At 62.4% G+C, this 16,107-nt stretch carries 12 protein-coding genes; 4 read left to right on the top strand and 8 right to left on the bottom strand.

Annotated elements, in window-relative coordinates:
• Nucleotides 1–444: 444 nt before the first annotated feature.
• The 3 genes from ACDC66_RS09655 to icd form a co-directional block, all read right to left on the bottom strand.
• Entirely contained in the window at nt 445–3,426 is a 2,982-nt protein-coding gene (locus tag ACDC66_RS09655) for a TonB-dependent receptor domain-containing protein (protein WP_376696500.1), read from the bottom strand.
• Nucleotides 3,427–3,528: 102 nt separating this feature from the next.
• The gene (locus tag ACDC66_RS09650) at nt 3,529–4,320 is read right to left on the bottom strand and encodes a nitrilase-related carbon-nitrogen hydrolase (RefSeq protein WP_376696499.1); all 792 of its coding nucleotides are present in this window, start codon (nt 4,318–4,320) and stop codon (nt 3,529–3,531) included.
• A gap of 6 nt (nt 4,321–4,326) precedes the next feature.
• The gene (icd, locus tag ACDC66_RS09645; protein ID WP_376696498.1) at nt 4,327–5,580 is read right to left on the bottom strand and encodes an isocitrate dehydrogenase (NADP(+)); all 1,254 of its coding nucleotides are present in this window, start codon (nt 5,578–5,580) and stop codon (nt 4,327–4,329) included.
• Between the two features lie 64 nt (nt 5,581–5,644).
• Between icd and ACDC66_RS09640 the strand changes: the two genes are divergently transcribed.
• Nucleotides 5,645–6,364, top strand: coding sequence for a hypothetical protein (locus tag ACDC66_RS09640; protein ID WP_376696497.1), 720 nt, complete (start codon nt 5,645–5,647; stop codon nt 6,362–6,364).
• Nucleotides 6,365–6,504: 140 nt separating this feature from the next.
• Here the strand turns inward: ACDC66_RS09640 and ACDC66_RS09635 are convergent, their stop codons facing one another.
• Nucleotides 6,505–8,769, bottom strand: a complete 2,265-nt coding sequence (locus ACDC66_RS09635; RefSeq protein WP_376696496.1) for a transketolase C-terminal domain-containing protein — start codon at nt 8,767–8,769, stop codon at nt 6,505–6,507.
• Nucleotides 8,770–8,971: 202 nt separating this feature from the next.
• Nucleotides 8,972–10,135: an acyl-CoA dehydrogenase family protein gene (locus ACDC66_RS09630; RefSeq protein ID WP_376696495.1), complete on the bottom strand. Its 1,164-nt coding sequence runs from the start codon at nt 10,133–10,135 to the stop codon at nt 8,972–8,974.
• Nucleotides 10,136–10,374: 239 nt separating this feature from the next.
• On the opposite strand from ACDC66_RS09630, the gene ACDC66_RS09625 reads away from it, so the two are divergent.
• From ACDC66_RS09625 to ACDC66_RS09615, 3 genes are all read left to right on the top strand, one after another.
• On the top strand, nt 10,375–10,770 hold the full coding sequence (locus tag ACDC66_RS09625) for a hypothetical protein (RefSeq protein ID WP_376696494.1): 396 nt from the start codon (nt 10,375–10,377) through the stop codon (nt 10,768–10,770).
• Between the two features lie 140 nt (nt 10,771–10,910).
• Nucleotides 10,911–11,249 (top strand): c-type cytochrome, encoded by a 339-nt coding sequence (locus tag ACDC66_RS09620; protein WP_376696493.1) that lies wholly within the window; start codon nt 10,911–10,913, stop codon nt 11,247–11,249.
• Nucleotides 11,246–11,584 carry a c-type cytochrome gene (locus ACDC66_RS09615; RefSeq protein ID WP_376696492.1) on the top strand — a complete coding sequence of 113 codons (339 nt, stop codon included), beginning with the start codon at nt 11,246–11,248 and terminating at the stop codon, nt 11,582–11,584. Before ACDC66_RS09620 ends, ACDC66_RS09615 begins: the two co-directional genes overlap by 4 nt.
• A gap of 917 nt (nt 11,585–12,501) precedes the next feature.
• Here the strand turns inward: ACDC66_RS09615 and ACDC66_RS09610 are convergent.
• From ACDC66_RS09610 to ACDC66_RS09600, 3 genes are read right to left on the bottom strand one after another with little or no spacing between them, the layout of a single operon-like run.
• Entirely contained in the window at nt 12,502–13,077 is a 576-nt protein-coding gene (locus ACDC66_RS09610; RefSeq protein ID WP_376696491.1) for a NifU family protein, read from the bottom strand.
• 44 nt (nt 13,078–13,121) lie between these two features.
• Entirely contained in the window at nt 13,122–14,153 is a 1,032-nt protein-coding gene (locus tag ACDC66_RS09605) for an alpha/beta hydrolase (protein WP_376696490.1), read from the bottom strand.
• Nucleotides 14,154–14,213: 60 nt separating this feature from the next.
• Complete coding sequence (locus ACDC66_RS09600; protein ID WP_376696489.1) at nt 14,214–16,100, bottom strand: polysaccharide biosynthesis protein; 1,887 nt, start codon at nt 16,098–16,100, stop codon at nt 14,214–14,216.
• Between the last annotated feature and the right edge of the window lie 7 nt (nt 16,101–16,107).

Below are 16,107 nucleotides of genomic sequence, written 5' to 3'. Positions count from 1 at the left end.
AGCGCCCACACTGGAGGCACAGATGTCACATCTCCAGCTTTGCCCATGGCGACTGGAAGTTGGCCGTATCGAAGTCATACCGTTCAGGTGCGGGCTACGCCCAAACTCTACCGAAGACGCCACCCAATTCGACCGAGCAGGAGCGAAGATGTAAGCAAAATACTGAAGCCCGCACACCAGTTTGGTCCTGCGGCGCTTCCGCAATCTTTTCAGCGCGCTTTTGATTCCTTTTGCCGCGCGAGGCAAAAGGAATTCGCCGCAAGAGCGCGCAATGCGCGCCGGGCGAAACAGAAGTTGACTTGTCGAGGCCACCGAAGCGACCGGTGGCACCAACTGGCCCAGCGACAGGTAAGTTGATGACCCCCATCATCCCCCTGCGGAGCAGGCACAAAAAAGGGGCGGCGCTCGCGCGCCGCCCCAAGGTCTTCAGAAGCGTCTGATTGCTTAGAAGTAGTAGTTGAACCGAACGAATCCGGTCCGTCCACGCATGTCGTACTGGGTCGCATTGAGCGGCATATTGCCGCGACGGGTTACAACACCACTCGATACGAGAGGAGGCGTCTCGTTGAACAGGTTGCGAACCCCAGCCAGCACCGACCACTTGTTCTGCTCGTAGAGCACCGAAACGCTGTTGATCAGGCCACGCTCGGCCGTGATGTCTCGGTAAGCCGGGTCGAAACCGAAGTACGTCGTTTCTTCATCCAGATCACGCTTTTCATCCGTACGGCGGATGTACTCGGTGTACCAGGTGAAGGTCCAGTCGTCGCGATTGAGTGCCAGGCGCAGGTTGCTGACCAGCTTCGGACGACCGATGGTGCCGTTACGGTTGTTGTCGTCAAAGCCCTGGGCCAGGCTCGGATCGAACAGCTGCTCGAGATCCTCGAATACCCAGGTGCTCTGGTTCTCGACCACCAGGCGACCGAAGGAGAACAGGCCGTCGTAGCGGAAGTTGACGTCGACACCGCGCGTCTTCTGACGATCCACGTTCAGGAAGGAATCACGAACTTCGGTGATGGCGAACGGCGCCGTCGGGTTGTCCCCCGCGTTGCGGTCGAACAGATCGCAGAAGGCGTTCGGGAAGTTGGGCGAGCCGTAGCAACCACCCAGGATGGCCCCGCCGCCGAGGCGAGCAACCTGGTCTTCGACCTCGATCTCGAAGTAGTCGACCGCGACGCTGAAGTCCGCGAAGGACGGCGTGAGGATCAGGCCGGCAGTAAACGCGTCGGAGGTCTCGGGCTCGAGAAGGCCCAGGCCGCCGCCGGAGACCACGGTCGCCGAAGAGGCGCCGCCGGCGAAATCGTCTGGAATATTGGCCGCCGCACAGTTGGCACGGATGAAATCGTTCGTGCTTTCACCCCATTCGATACACGGATCGATGGCCAGCTGGCCGACGAATGCCGTCTGGTCGCCCAGGAACAGTTCGTACAGTGCCGGCGAACGATAGGACGTGCCGTAGGTGCTGCGCAGGCGAATCGTCGGGTTGATCTGCCAGTTCAGACCTGCTTTCCAGACCGAGTCCGAACCGGTGGAGTCGTAATCGAACACGCGGCCCGATGCATTGACGGTCAGCGACTCGAAGAACGGCTTGCCGGCAAGCAGCGGAACCTCGATCTCGGCGAACGCTTCGACCACCGAGTCGTCGCCCTTGGTGACCTGTGCCGAGGATTCGCCCCAGAGATCGCCATTCTGGGCCAGCTGACTCGGCTGATCGTCGATGCTGAAATCGCGATATTCGGCACCGAAGGCCACGCCAACCGGACCGGCCGGCATGTTGAACAGGTCGCCGGTGATGATGCCGGTGGTCACGAACTGGTCGTAGACGGTATTGCCGGTCTGGTTCACACCGACGGCATCAATCAGCGCCTGCATGTTCTCGCCGCTGAGGATACCCGGGCTGAAGTAGTCGACATCCGGGCCGTCCGGGTCGAAGTCGATATCACCCGAGCGCGAGGCCACGATGGAGTTGCGGGTGTAGTCGCCGTCCGAGTAGGAGTACGAAGCGTCCATCGACCAGGTCCACAGGCTGTTGCCGAAGGTGCCTTCCAGGCCGGTGGCGAAGTAGTAGAAATCGACGTCGACACCCGTATTCGACGGATAGGGCATCACGGGCTGCGCGATACCGGATTCGACCGGAACGGTGAAGTTCGGGTTCTCCGGGTAGCCGAATCCGAAGGCCGAGCAGGGCGGCTGGCCTTCCATGCCGCAGGCGCCGGGGATAACCGCATTGGCGCCGGCCATCAGCGGGAAGAACTGGCGCCAGCCGCGCGCTTCGGTTTCACGATTGTTGTACAGCCATTCCGTGTCCCAGGTAACCCCACCGGCGACATCGAGATCGAACTCCGAGGCGCCGTACAGGCTCATGCGTTCCTGGCGGTTGATGGCCGTACCGGAACCGACGAACGGAAAGTTGAGGACGTCCTCGTAGAATGCCTGGTCGACCTGGTCGTAGCCGGCGTTTTCGCGCGGGCGATAGCCGGGAATGAAATTGCCGCCGCGGCCATCCGGTGACGGGATGAAGCGAGTACCGAAAATCGCGTCGATAACGGTGTTGGCGTAAAGGTTGTTGCAACCCGACAAGTCCGTGCCCGCGATAATCGAGCGGTCTTCGCGATCAATGCGATTGCCGTCGGCGTCCGAGAAACGATCTTCGGGGCAGCTCAGGAAATCACGATCACCAATTTCGAGTTCTTCCTGCAGGTGATATTCACCGGCGACGACGATACTGCCGTTGCGGAAGTTCCAGCCGTAGGCGCCGGAAGCGTCGTAGACCGCACCACCCGATTCCTCCGGCACGTTGGCCTGGAGGGAAATTTCACCGCCGTCGAGATTCTTGCGGGTAATGACGTTGACCACACCGGCCACGGCGTCGGAACCGTAGATCGAGGAAGCGCCGTCCTTGAGAATCTCGACGCGCTGGACGATCACCGACGGAATGACGTTGAGGTCAAAGGCGCCGACCTGACCGCGCGTTCCGGCCGGACCGGGCCGACGGTTATTGAGGACAACCAGCGTACGCTGGGCGCCCAGGCCACGCAGGGACAACGAGTTCACGCCCGTTCCACCCTCGATGACGAAGCCACTGAAGGTGTTGTTGAGCTGGGTCGCACCCGCCGCCACGCTCGAGCGCTGTAGGTACTCGGTCGTATCGACCTGACCAACCTGCGCCTGAGTTTCGGCCGAGATCACCTGGACCGGCGACGTGGAGCTGTACTCCTCGCGACGAATCAGCGAGCCGGTTACCTGAACGCGACCAAGATCGGCAGCTTCATCCTCGTCATCGGCTTCGTCCGTCGTCTCCTCGGCGACGTCCTCTTCCGACTCGGCGTCCTGGTCCTGCGCCATGACCGGCGACCACACCAGCCCCAGCAAAGCGAATAAAATCAACAGGCTGGCCAGGTCCAGCCGCTTTCTAATGAGGGTCAACATCCCTACGTTCTCCCTATGAAGTTACGGAATCGTTAAAAAAGTATAACGGTTCGAAACTCGAGGGGCAATTACCTGAAGTCAATTTTTTGGGAAATTCGATATTCAGGGGTGCAGAGAGAATCGATCTCGATCGGCGAGAAATGGCAGCTGCTCGCGAAAATCGTCGAGCGCGGCACGATCCAGCCGAACGCGCCCGCAACTTTCGACATTGCCGATCTCAAGCATCCGGGCGCCGTCGAAGCGTCGGAGAACCGTATCGCCGACATAATCGAGGTCATTGCCGTCCCGGCCGCAGCGATTGACACCGATAACGTAGGCCTGGTTCTCGATCGCGCGGGCCTTGAGCAGACTGCGCCAGTGGTCGGCGCGCGGCGCCGGCCAGTTGGCGACGAAAAGCTGGATATCGAAGTTTCGGTCGTTGCGGCACCAGACCGGAAAACGCAGATCAAAGCAGACCTGCAGATCGATACGCCAGCCGCGCCACTCGACGACCACCTGCTGGTCGCCAGCGGTGTAACGCTCGTTCTCACCGCCAAACTCGAAGCGATGGCACTTGTCGTAACTGGTCAGCTCACCCTCGGGCGGCATGAACACCATCCGGTTGAATCGTCGACCGCTGCCGTCGTCGATAACCAGGCTTCCGGCCACGACTGCGGCACGCGCGCGGGCCTGCTCGCGCATCCAGGCCACGCTGGGCCCTTCCATCGTCTCGGCTTCCAGCCCGGCATCACCGAGAAAACCGGTGGAGAAGGTTTCGGGGATGACGTAGAGATCGCAGCCCGGCTGGGTGTCCATCAATGCCGCCAGGCGGCGGCGGTTGGCTTCCGGATCCTGCCAGACGAGGTCGGCCTGGACCAGGCCGACCTCGAGATTTTCGGCAACGCGTGTTGCCATGACCGATCAGGCCTTCTGGATGGCCTCGACCAGCGCGTCGGCGAAGCCGGAGGTCTTGACCTCGGTAGCGTCGTCACGCTGACGGGCGAAGTCGTAGGTGACCGTGCCGCCGACGACCACCTTCTCGAAGGCGTTCTCGATCAGGCGACCGACTTCCGGCCAGCCGATGTAGTCGAACATCATCACGCCCGAGAACAGCAGCGAGGACGGGTTGACCTTGTCCTGGCCGGCGTACTTCGGCGCGGTGCCGTGGGTGGCCTCGAACACCGCCACGTGGTCGGCCATATTGGCGCCCGGGGCGATGCCAATGCCGCCGACCGAGGCGGCCGCCGCGTCGGAGAGATAATCACCATTGAGGTTCATGGTCGCCAGCACGTCGAATTCGGCCGGGCGCAGCTGCAGCAGCTGGAACATGATGTCGGCGATACGATCCTTGATGACGATCTTGCCCTCGGGGCGCTTGCCGTCATGCTTTTCCCACAGCTCGTCCTCTGTGATGGTCACGTCGCCGAACTCCTCGGCGGCCAGCTCGTAGCCCCACTTGCGGAAGGCGCCTTCGGTGAACTTCATGATGTTGCCCTTGTGCACCAGGGTGACCGACTCACGGTCGTTCTCGATGGCGTACTCGATCGCCTTGCGCACCAGGCGCTTGGTGCCGAACTCGGAAATCGGCTTCACACCCAGGCCGGCGCCCTCGAAGAACTTCGCGCCCATTTCCTCGCGCAGGAATTTCGCCAGCTTCTCGTTGTCGGCCGTGCCGGACTCGAACTCGATGCCGGAGTAGACGTCCTCGGTGTTCTCGCGAAAGATCACCACGTCGAAGTCGTCGGGATTTTTCATCGGCGAGGGCACGCCCTGGTAGTACTTGACCGGGCGCACGCAGGCGTAGAGATCGAGCGTCTGGCGCAGGGAAACGTTGAGGGAGCGGAAGCCCTCGCCCACCGGCGTGGTCAGCGGGCCCTTGATGGCCACGTTGAGCTCCTTGATCGCGTCCAGGGTTTCGTCGGGGAAATAGTCACCGTCGTAGATGCCCGCGGCCTTCTCGCCGAGATAGAGCTCTGCCCAGTGCACCTTGCGCTTGCCGCCGTAGGCCTTCTCGACCGCGGCGTCCCAGACCTTCAGGCAGGCCGGAGTGATGTCGACACCGATTCCGTCACCTTCGATGTAGCCGAGAACCGGCTCGTCGGCGACAACCAGCTTGCCGTCTTCGACGCGAATCTTTTCGCCCGATTCGGGCAGTGAGACGTGCTTGAAACCCATCTTGCATCCTCTTAACGGTAAAGACGTTAGTTTAGCATCGCTGTGTCACTGCTCGCTGCCGACCATGGACTCGAAAAGGAGGGAAAATCACGCCTGGCCGACGGCTGCCATGCTGTCCCTCTCGCTACTGCTGCACGCGGCGCTGCTCTTGCTGCCGCTGACGGGACCCAATAACAAAATCCCGCGGCGAGGCGCCCCGATGATCGTCCTCGACCTTCTACCCCCAAAAACCGAACCCTCACCCGAAAGCAAGGATCAGCGCCCGAAACCGGAGCGATCGCCGCCGAAGGAAGGGCAGCAACCGGGCGAGCCGAATGAGCCCGAAGCCCGGGCAAAGCCACAGGACACAGCGGAGCAATCCATCACTCGGGAAACACCATCCGCGCCCGACCCAGCCACTCCGAGCGCCTCGACCGAACGGGTTCAAGCCCGGATCCTGACCGCTGCACGTGCGCTCGGCCGGGAAACCGAACGAACTGGAGAAGATAAAGGGCTGCAGTACGACTCGGTTCCCGACTTGCCCTCGGGGGTGGGCTGGCTCAACCAGTACACCGGTCGCGTCCGACCCTCGCTCGACCGCTGGCGGAGCAACGATGGAAGCATGAACAGTCGCATCGTGACGGCCTCCGGCCAGGTGTACTGCACGCGCACGCCGATGCCGACGATGGAGCAGATATTCAACCCTTCGATGGGGGGCGCGGCGACGATGATCTGGCGCTGTGGCCGGGAACGACCGGAGCCGCTCGACGAGGCGGATCCGTGGGTGCGGCGGCCGAGTAGATAGGATTGGGAATTCGGGATTCGGTGTCCTTGGGGATTGGGTTGCACGGCGCAAGGCCTGTCGACGCTATGTGCTCCGCCTCCGAGAGCGATCCCGAACCCGGAACGCCGAACCCCTTCTTTCCCCGAAACCTGAACCCTCGATCAGCCAGAGCGATCGACCTGCTTCGTGACCCGGGCGGCCACGTCCAGGCAGGCTGCCAGCAGCTCTTCCTCGGTTGCGAGGATCAGGTTGGCCGCATCGCCCAGCGGAATGTAGCAATCGGCACCGGTGAGCCGCTTAATCGGACGGTCTGCCACGCCGGCCTCGACCAGTGCCGTGACGACCGCCTCCCCGATGCCGCCATCGGGCCGCCCCTCGTCGAAAACGACTACGCTGCCGCATTCGGACGCATGGCGGGCGATGGCCTCGACGTCCAGGGGCTTGATCCAGCGAAGGTCGAGCACGCGAACGCGCGCGTTCCGCTGCTCGGCCAGCGAGCGCGCAGTGCGCAGCGCCATGGGCACGCCATTGCCGAAGGTGATGACCAGAAGATCGCTCGCTTCCTCGTTGTAAACCCGTGCCGTGTAGGGTTCGAGGTATTCACCCGGCGCCGGATAGGGAAAGCACCACTCGCCGTCGTCCTTGGCGTGCAGATCCTTGGTCATGTACAGCGCGATCGGTTCGAGAAATGCCGACACACGGCCGTCGACCTTCGCCAGCGCCGTCAATGTGCGCAGCATTCGAGCGGCATCGTCACCGCGTGACGGGCAGCCGATGACCAGCCCGGGAATATCACGCAGGGCGGCGATCGAGTTGTCGTTATGGAAATGCCCGCCGAACCCCTTCTGGTAACCCAGGCTGGCGATTCGCATCACCATCGGGTTGCGGAAGCGGTTGTTGGAGAAATACTGCAGCGAGCAGGCCTCGCCGCGAATCTGGTCGCAGGCGTTGTGGAAATAGGCCAGGTACTGGATTTCGGGGATAGGCAGGTAGCCCATGGCGCCGTAGCCCTGCGCCAGGCCGAGGATGGTGGTTTCGTCGAGGAGCGTATTGAAGACCCGGCGCGGCCCGAAACGCCAGGCCAGTCCCTTGGTAACGGTGTAGACGCCGCCCTTGCGCGCCACGTCCTCGCCGAAGGCCAGCGCTTCGGGATACTTGACCATCAGGTCGGTCAGCGCGCGGTTGATTTGCACCGCCAGGTGCTTGGCCGGCTGATTCTCCGGCAGCAGGCGTTCGTTGCCGAATACCCGCGTGCGCTCCTCTTTCTGCGGCATGCGAGCGGCTTCTTCGGCCACCGCATCGGGGCTGAACGGCGCCAGAGACTTCATGACCTCGTCGCGGGTGGTGATACGCCCCGCCCCGTCGGCGCGGTCGGCTTCGGCCAGGCAGCGTTCGGCGAGCGTTCGATAACGTTCCCGGATCTGGGACGGCGTCATCACGCCGCGTCCGACCAGCACTTCTGCCGAGATCTTGAGCGGATCGCGTGCCTCTGCGGATTCGAGCTCGGCGCCGGGACGGTACTCGATTTCGAAGTCGGTGCCGGCATGCCCCATTAGACGCGTGGTCTTCAGATGCAGGAAAACCGGTCGGCGACGCGTGCGGCACTCGTCCACGGCACGCTTGACCGCGTCATGACCCTCGATCAGGTCCAGGCCATTGGCATAGTGATAGCTGATGCCATGACGATTGCGCATGCTGTCGGCCACCCAGTTGGTCGGGGTGGGCACGGAAATGCCGATGTCGTTGTCCTCGCAGACCAGCAGCACGGGTACCGGCAGGCTCTGGTGTCGCGACCAGGCGCAGGAGTTGATCGCCGTCTGGGCCGCGGCATGGTTGAGGCTGGCATCCCCGAAGCTGCATACGACGATCGAGTCCGAGGGCACCGGCAACTCGTGCCGGCCACCGCTGCCGTGGGCGATCGCCAGGGCCGTACCGACCGCCTTGGGCAGGTGGCTGGCGATGGTCGACGTCTGTGGCAGCACCCAGAGGTCGCGATGACCCCAGACCTTGTGCCGCCCGCCCGAGGCGACGTCCTCGCGTGCGGCCGCAAAGCTCAGGCAGGTATCGCGAACAAAATTCAGCCCTTCACGCTTGCGATAGCGCTCGGCCATGAAGCCACCGGAGCGATAGTGCAGGAAGGCGGGGTCGGTGGCACGGGTCAACCGCCCAACCAGCGAATTGCCCTCGTGCCCCGACGAGCCGATGGTGTAGAAAACCTTGTTCTCCAGCCGCTTGATACGCGCCATCAAATCGAGCTGACGCGAGACCATCTGGCTATCGAACAATTCGAGCAGGTCGGAATTGGGCACTCCGGGCCGGTCAAAGACCGCCACGCGACCTTCCTCGATCGCAGCGAGATGATCGAGGAAGTTCTGGTCGACGACTTCCGCTCTATTAATCTGCCGGGAAGAAGATGAGCTGGCCATGCAGAAAGGATCTTTTATTTATTGGTCCACAGATGAACACTGATAAACACAAATTTGACTGAACATCTTTCTCGGGGCCGTTCGTTGCGCGGAGAGATCATGCATTCAATGCCGGCTCCAGAAAGACAACCTCGGTTTCATACAGGGTTTTGCTGTTCTTTATCTGTGTGTATCTGTGTTCATCTGTGGACAAAATTTTCATTCAAAAGGCATTGTGGCCGGTGAGCTCTCGGCCGATGATCAGCTGGTGCACGGTCTCGGTACCTTCGTAGGTAATCACCGACTCGAGGTTCAGCGCGTGGCGGATGGCCGAGTACTCGAGCGTGATGCCGGAGCCGCCGAGCAGGTCGCGACATTCGCGGGCGATGTCGATCGCCATGCGCACGTTGTTCCACTTGGCCAGCGAGACCTGGCTGGGATGCAGCCTGCCCTCGTCCTTGAGCCGGCCCAGACGCCATGACAGCAGCTTGGCGCTGGTGATGCGGCGCGCCATGTCGGCGAGCTTGAGCTGGGCGCTCTGCGTGGCCGATACCGGGCGGCCGAACAATTCTCGCTCCTCGCAATAGTCGAGCGCCTCTTTCAGGCAGGCCGTGGCCGCGCCGATCGGCCCCCAGGTAATGCCGTAACGCGCCTGGTTGAGGCACGAAAGCGGGCCCTTCAAGCCCTTTACGTTGGGCAGTCGGTTGGCGTCGGGCACGCGCACGTTGTCGAAGTAGAGCTCGGAAGTGATCGAGGCCCGCAGCGACATCTTGGCGTGAATATCGCGCGTCGAATAGCCGTCGAAGTCCTTTTCGACGATGAATCCCTGCACACCGTCTTCGGTCTGCGCCCAGACGATGGCGATGTCGGCAATACCGCCGTTGGTGATCCACATCTTGGAACCGTTGAGGATCCAGTCGTCGCCGTCACGCTTCGCCCGCGTCTTCATGTTGGACGGATCGGAACCGCCCTGCGGCTCGGTCAGGCCAAAGCAGCCGATGACGCGACCCGCCGCCATTTCCGGCAGCCAGCGCTCTTTCTGAGCCTCGGAACCGAAGGCATGGATGGGATACATGCACAGCGAGGATTGCACGGACACGAAGCTGCGAAGCCCCGAATCACCACGCTCGAGCTCCTGGCAGATCAGGCCGTAGCTGACGCCGTTCAGACCGGCGCAGCCGTAGCCCTCCAGGCTCGAGCCAAGCAGGCCGAGGTCGGCAATATCCGGGATCAGTTCGTCGGGGAAACGAGCTTCGTCGAAGCATTTCGGAATCAGGGGCAGAGCCTTCTCATCGACGAAACGCGCGACCGAGTCACGGATCATCCGTTCCTCGTCGGTCAGCAGGTCGTCGACATCAAAGAGATCGAGCGGATCGAGTGAGCGCATTGACTATCTGGCAGTGGATTGGACCAAGCCTCCTATTGTACGTGATCGGGCTGAAACCGGTACTGCGGAACCGGACAAGAAAGCCCTGCGCGGGCGCGGGGTTTTGACCGGCTCGCCCACCGGTGGTAAAAAAACACGAAGGCTCGGGCGTTGGCGTCCGGCAGACAGGCGGCCTGAAAAGTCAATCCGCCTTCCATCCCCTGCCGCGCTCCGGCCTTCACCCGAAACGGAGGTGGAACATGAAACGTTGCATTGTCGCTCCCCTGGCCGCCATCATGCTGGCCGCATTCTTCCAATTGGCATTGGCCGACAACCAGGCGCCTGCGAAAGCGCGCGTGGTGGGCGGCCCGCCCAATCCGGTCCAATATCTTTACGAAGTCGAGCTGACCGCGATCAATGGCGAGCGCATTATTCCGCGCGATATGCTCACGCTCGAGCCGGGTGAATACATCCTGACCGCCCGGGTGCCCGCCCAGGTCACGGAAGCCGCGGTCGGCCAGCGCAAGCGCCGTTGGGCTGAGGACGTGAATTTCGACATCACGCTCGAGCCCGGCCGCGACTACAGCGTTCGGGTCAAGTGGAATCGAGGCAACCTGCAGAAGCCTTACGAGTTGGTCATCGACGAAATCCGCTGACAAGGGCCTTCTCGCGAGTGCCGCCCGAGGCCAGTTGCCGCTCAGAAACCGGCGGTGGGATTCAATTGCCGCAGGTTGTTCCCTCCGCCGGAACCGGCTGGGTATAATAGGCCCTTCGATTTTCCCACTGGCGAGATTTCATGCTAAAGCGAATTCTTGTCGTCGCGTTTGCGGTAATGCTGAGCCACGGTGCGACGGCGCAGGACCAGAACGAGGGCGACCCCGAGCACGGTCGCGTAATTGCCTACACCTGTTTCGGCTGTCACGGCGTGCCGTACCAGAAGAACATCTACCCGACCTACCCCGTTCCGAAGATCGGCGGCCAGACCTACGGCTACCTGGTTTCGGCATTGAAAGCCTACCGTGAGGGCGACCGTCAGCACCCCACGATGAAGGCACAGGCCAATACCCTGAGCGATGAAGACATTCGCGACATTGCCGCCTATTTCGTCAGCCTGAACGAAGGAGACGAATCATGAAGCCGTTCTTCCTGACCCTGACCGCTTCCCTGCTCCTGGTCGCCGGCAGCGACGCGCTGGCCGCCGGCAATGCCAGTCGCGGACTCGAGAAGTCCCAGTCCTGCCAGGCCTGCCATGGCAAGGACGGCAACCAGGCGGCCACGCCCGACACGCCCGTTCTCGCCGGACAGCACGCCGGCTACCTGGAATACGCACTCAAGCAATATCGTTCCGGCGAACGCCAGAACGCCCAGATGAACGGTTTTGCCAGCGGCCTCAGCGACCAGGACATCGCCGACCTGGCGGCCTGGTACGCCAGCCAGGAAGGGCTGGTGACGCCGAAGGTCGACGAGTAGCAACCGGGTTTCGGCCGGCCTCCGGCCCGATCGAGAAAAGGCCGCCGGCGTCGCGCTGGCGGCCTTTTTTGTTGCCGGGTGCATCCTGGGCGCTTTTCGCTCGCCTGCTCCGCAGGGTGATGGTTAGTGGTTCATGAGCTCCGCTGCCGCTGGGCTGACTGATGCCGCCGTAAGCGGTGCGAGTCTCGACAAGTCAAAGGCTGTTTCGCCCGGCCTGCTTCGCAGGCTCTTGCGGCGAGTTACTTTTTTCTCGCGCGAAAAAAGTAACCAAAAGCGCGCTGAAAAGATTGCGGAAACGCCGCAGGACCAAGCGGGTGTGCGGGCTTCAGTATTTTGCCTCCGTCTTCGCTTCAGCTCCGTCTAGACACAGGGCGTCTTCGGCGTGCCCAGGGCGTAATCTGCATTCTGATGGCCCGACCTCGATCACTCCCGGCTTCGGCTAGGCCATTGCAGGTCACTTCGGATGAATGCGCCCTGGCTCTGGATCCAGGGCACCGACCTCGAACGCTCGCTTTCGAAGTCGTGAGGCTACGTGCAGGCCTGTCAAAACGGACGTCGAAAGCCCGCCTGCGTCTCAGAGAGTCAGAACGAAACCCCAGACAAAATACTGAAGCCGCGCCGCAAGAAGGTTCGTGAGAGGAATCCGTCAATCTTTTAAGCGCGTTTTTCGTGCCTTTTTTCGCGCATGAAAAAAGGTACCCGCCATCAGCCTGCGAAGCAGGCGGGCGGAACTGCCTTTGAAGTGTCGAAGCCCGCACCGCGGCCGGGGGCAACAAACTGTTTGCCGATGAGGCATTGAAGGAGCCAAGGCAAGAGCGCGCGAAGCACGCCGGGCGAAACAGCCTTTGAAGTGTCGAGGCCACCGAAGCACCCGGTGGTGCCAACCGGCCCAGCACCCCCGGACTTAAAGCGCCCCTTTAATAGTAGGGATTCTCGCCACTGGCGTGATCAGTGGCATCAACCACCTGTCGCACCTCGGGCACAGCTTGGCGCAGCGTCGTCTCGATGCCCTGTTTGAGGGTCACGTCGACCATGCCGCAACCATGGCAACCGCCGCCGAACTGCAGCACCACGTCCTTGTCCTCGGTGACTTCCACCAGGCCGACCTGGCCGCCGTGGGAGGCAACCATGGGATTGACTTTCGTTTCCAGCACCCAGGCCACCCGCTCTTCCAGCGGAGCGTCGTCGGACGGCGCCTGGCCCTTCAGGCCGGGCGCACGAATGCACAGCTCGCCGCCCATACGGGTGGTCTCGAAATCGATCATGGCCCCGTCGAGGGTTTCAGCCGAGGTTTGCTCGACGAACAGCTGGAACGCCTGGCAGTCCACGGCTTCGTCACTGTCGGCGTTCTCGCCAGGGCCGCAATAAGTCAGCTCCACGTCGGCCGAGGGCGTGCCCGGGTTGGTCACCCGCAGACGCAGGTTGGTACCGTCGGGCTGCTGGCCGAGGAGGTCGGAGAAATAGTCGCGGGCCGAAGGAGTGACGGTCAGCATGCTGCGATCCCGTAGTGAGGGTGTGACAAGTATGTGCCGTCGGCTCAGGCCGCTTTCAAGCGTGCCGTCAACCACGGCAATGAATGATCGTAGCGCCAGTCGATGCCTGAATGGGTGCCGTCGAACTCCTCGAAATGATGCTCGACGCCTTGATCGACCAGAGTTTGATGCATCTGTCGCGTCCCGTACTGGATGAAATACTGATCGCGACTGCCCACGTCGATCCACAGACCCGCCAGGTCGCCCAGCCGACCCGATTCGGTCGCCGCGCGCCGGGCTGGATCGAAATCCAGCCAACGCTGCCACACGGACTCGTCGAGCTGACAGGTGTGCAGGTCAAATGGCAGACGCAGGCCCAGCGGGCAGGAATGATCCGGCGAGTAGCTCGCCGCCAGGCACAGCGTCATCATGGTGTGGAAAGCTGCCCCACCCGGCCGCTTGTCGCGCCAGAAGGTTCGCACGAAGTGCTCGATATCGCCGTCGTGTCGGGCCAGCACGCTGGCCGCCTGTGGAAAGTCGCCCAGGTAGGCGCGGTCGAATCCGGCATCGCCGGCATGGCTGGCCGCCGCTGCCCAGTGGCCCGGATGCGACAGGCTCAGATGCAGCGCCCCGAACCCCCCCGAGGACTTGCCGAAGACCGCTCGGGCAGCAGGCTCCGGAATGGTCCGAAAGGCGCCGTCGATGGCGGGGATGAGCTCCTGGGTCAGATAATCCGCATAGGCGCCCATGGCCGGCGAATTGACGTACTGGTTACCGCCGAGACTCGTGTAGCAGTCCGGAAACACGACGATGACCGGCGCCATCTCACCGGCTTCGATCAGGCGATCCAGCCGTTCGGGCAGATTTTCGCCGTGGTTACGCCAGTTCACCTGTCCGGGACCGGCATTGGTGTAGGCAGCCAGGCACCAGAGCACTGGATATCGTTGATCACTGTCGGCATAGCCGGCCGGCAGGTAGACCGGATGCCGACGATGTGCCGGATCACCCAGAGGATTGCCCTCGAGCAGGCGGGACTCATGATCGAAAGAGACTACCTGCCCGCGATGAGCGGCGGAATCGGGTCGAAATCTCGACATGACTGTTGCTCCGAGATCGGAAGTTCGCGGTGGATGAATGGAGACGCGCCGGTGCCGGGATCAGCCGCTTAGTGGAATCACCTTTCGGTCGCGTCGGGGCACCTTGCCCAGCTCCGGCACGAGCTCGAGCAGGATGGTCCTGAGCTCACTGTTGTCGTAACGCATGACGGCGGCCTCGGCCCGGCGCAGCCTCTCGTCGATGCCGTCCAGGCCCTGACTCGCTCCGCGCGAGAGGAAAATCTTCTCATGCGCGGTCGTGGCGTACGACTCGTCTTCATGGAACAGTTCTTCGAACAGCTTTTCACCCGGGCGCAGGCCTGTATAGACGATCTCGACATCGCGGCCGGGTTCCTTTCCGGCGAGACGAATAAGCTGCTCGGCCAGGAAACTGATCCGCACCGGCTCGCCCATGTCGAGAACGAATACCTCGCCGCCACGACCGAGTACGCCCGCCTGCAGGATGAGCTGGCCGGCCTCGGCGATTGTCATGAAGTAGCGGGTGATTTCGGGATGCGTGACGGTCACGGGCCCGCCGCGCCGGATCTGCTCATTGAACAGGGGCACGACCGAACCGGTGGAATTGAGGACGTTGCCGAAGCGCACGGTGATGAACTTCGTGTCCGAAGACTGATTGAGATGCTGTGCGTAAAGCTCGGCAATACGCTTGGTCGCGCCCATGACGTTGCACGGGTTGACCGCCTTGTCGGTGGAAATCAGCACGAACGTGCCGACACCGTAGCGGACCGCCGCATCGGCCACGCGGCGCGTTCCGACCACGTTGTTGCGGAACGCTTCGCGCACCTGATTCTGCAGCATCGGCAGGTGCTTGTAGGCCGCGGCGTGGAAGATCACCTCGGGACGTGCCCGCTTGATCACCGTTTCCACCGTGGCCGAATCGCACACGTCACCGAGCACGGCCTCGACCATCAGATCGGGAAACTCCGCCCTGAGCCGATAATCGATGCTATAGAGATTGAATTCGCTGTTGTCGAGAACCACCAAACCGGCCGGATCCAGTCGAGCGATTTGTCGACAAAGCTCGGCACCGATCGATCCGCCGCCGCCGGTCACCAGTACGCGCTTTCCGGCCAGGCCGGCGCGAATCGATTCCCAGTCCAGCGACACCGGCTCACGGCCAAGCAGGTCATCGATGGCAACCGGCTTGAGATCGTCGAAGCGCGTCAGCGTCGCGCCCAGTTCCTTGAGCGTCGGCACGGTTCGGAATTCCACGCCGGCGCGTTCGCAGATCTCGACCACTCGCTGCATCTGCGCATTGGTCGCCGACGGGATCGCAATCGCCGCCATGTCGAGGTCGGCTTCGCGGGCAATGCGCGGCAACCCGACGATGTCGCCCAGCACCGGCACGCCGTCGATTTCCGTGTGGCGCAGGCTGGGGTCGTCGTCCAGAAATCCGACGATGTCGAAACCGCCCCGACGGCGCAACTCCGGAAGCAGCAAACGGCCCGAGCGCCCGGCACCGAGAATGACCGTGCGATGGGTCTGGCGCCGACGGTGGACTTCCAGGCGCATGTCCTTGAAAACTCGGTACATCAACCGGGGCACACCCAGGTTGAACAGCAGCAAGGCCGGAAACAGCCAGACCATCAGCACCATGAGCTCAAGCGGCGCGTCCAGGACCAGGAGAACGGCCGCTCCCGAAACGGCGGCCAGCACGGCGGCACGAACCAGGTTGCCCAGATCCGGCAGGCTGGCAAAACGCCAGACGCCTCGATAGAGGCCGGCACGCCAGTGCAGGAAACCCTGGAGAATGATGATCAGGTTGGCCTCGATGACCACCTGTTGCCAGTCCATGGACGGGCTGCCCAACAACCAGAGCGATGCCAGCCGTGCCAGCAGCCACGCCGCGACGACCATGATCAGGTCATGAGCGACAACCAGTGCACGCAAATTGAGAAACGACCCTCGCTTTTCCGGCTGTTCGATCACAATCACG

Source organism: Wenzhouxiangella psychrophila, assembly GCF_042310375.1.
Classification (GTDB): Bacteria; Pseudomonadota; Gammaproteobacteria; order Xanthomonadales; family Wenzhouxiangellaceae; genus Wenzhouxiangella.
This window is presented reverse-complemented; position numbering and strand designations above follow the sequence as displayed.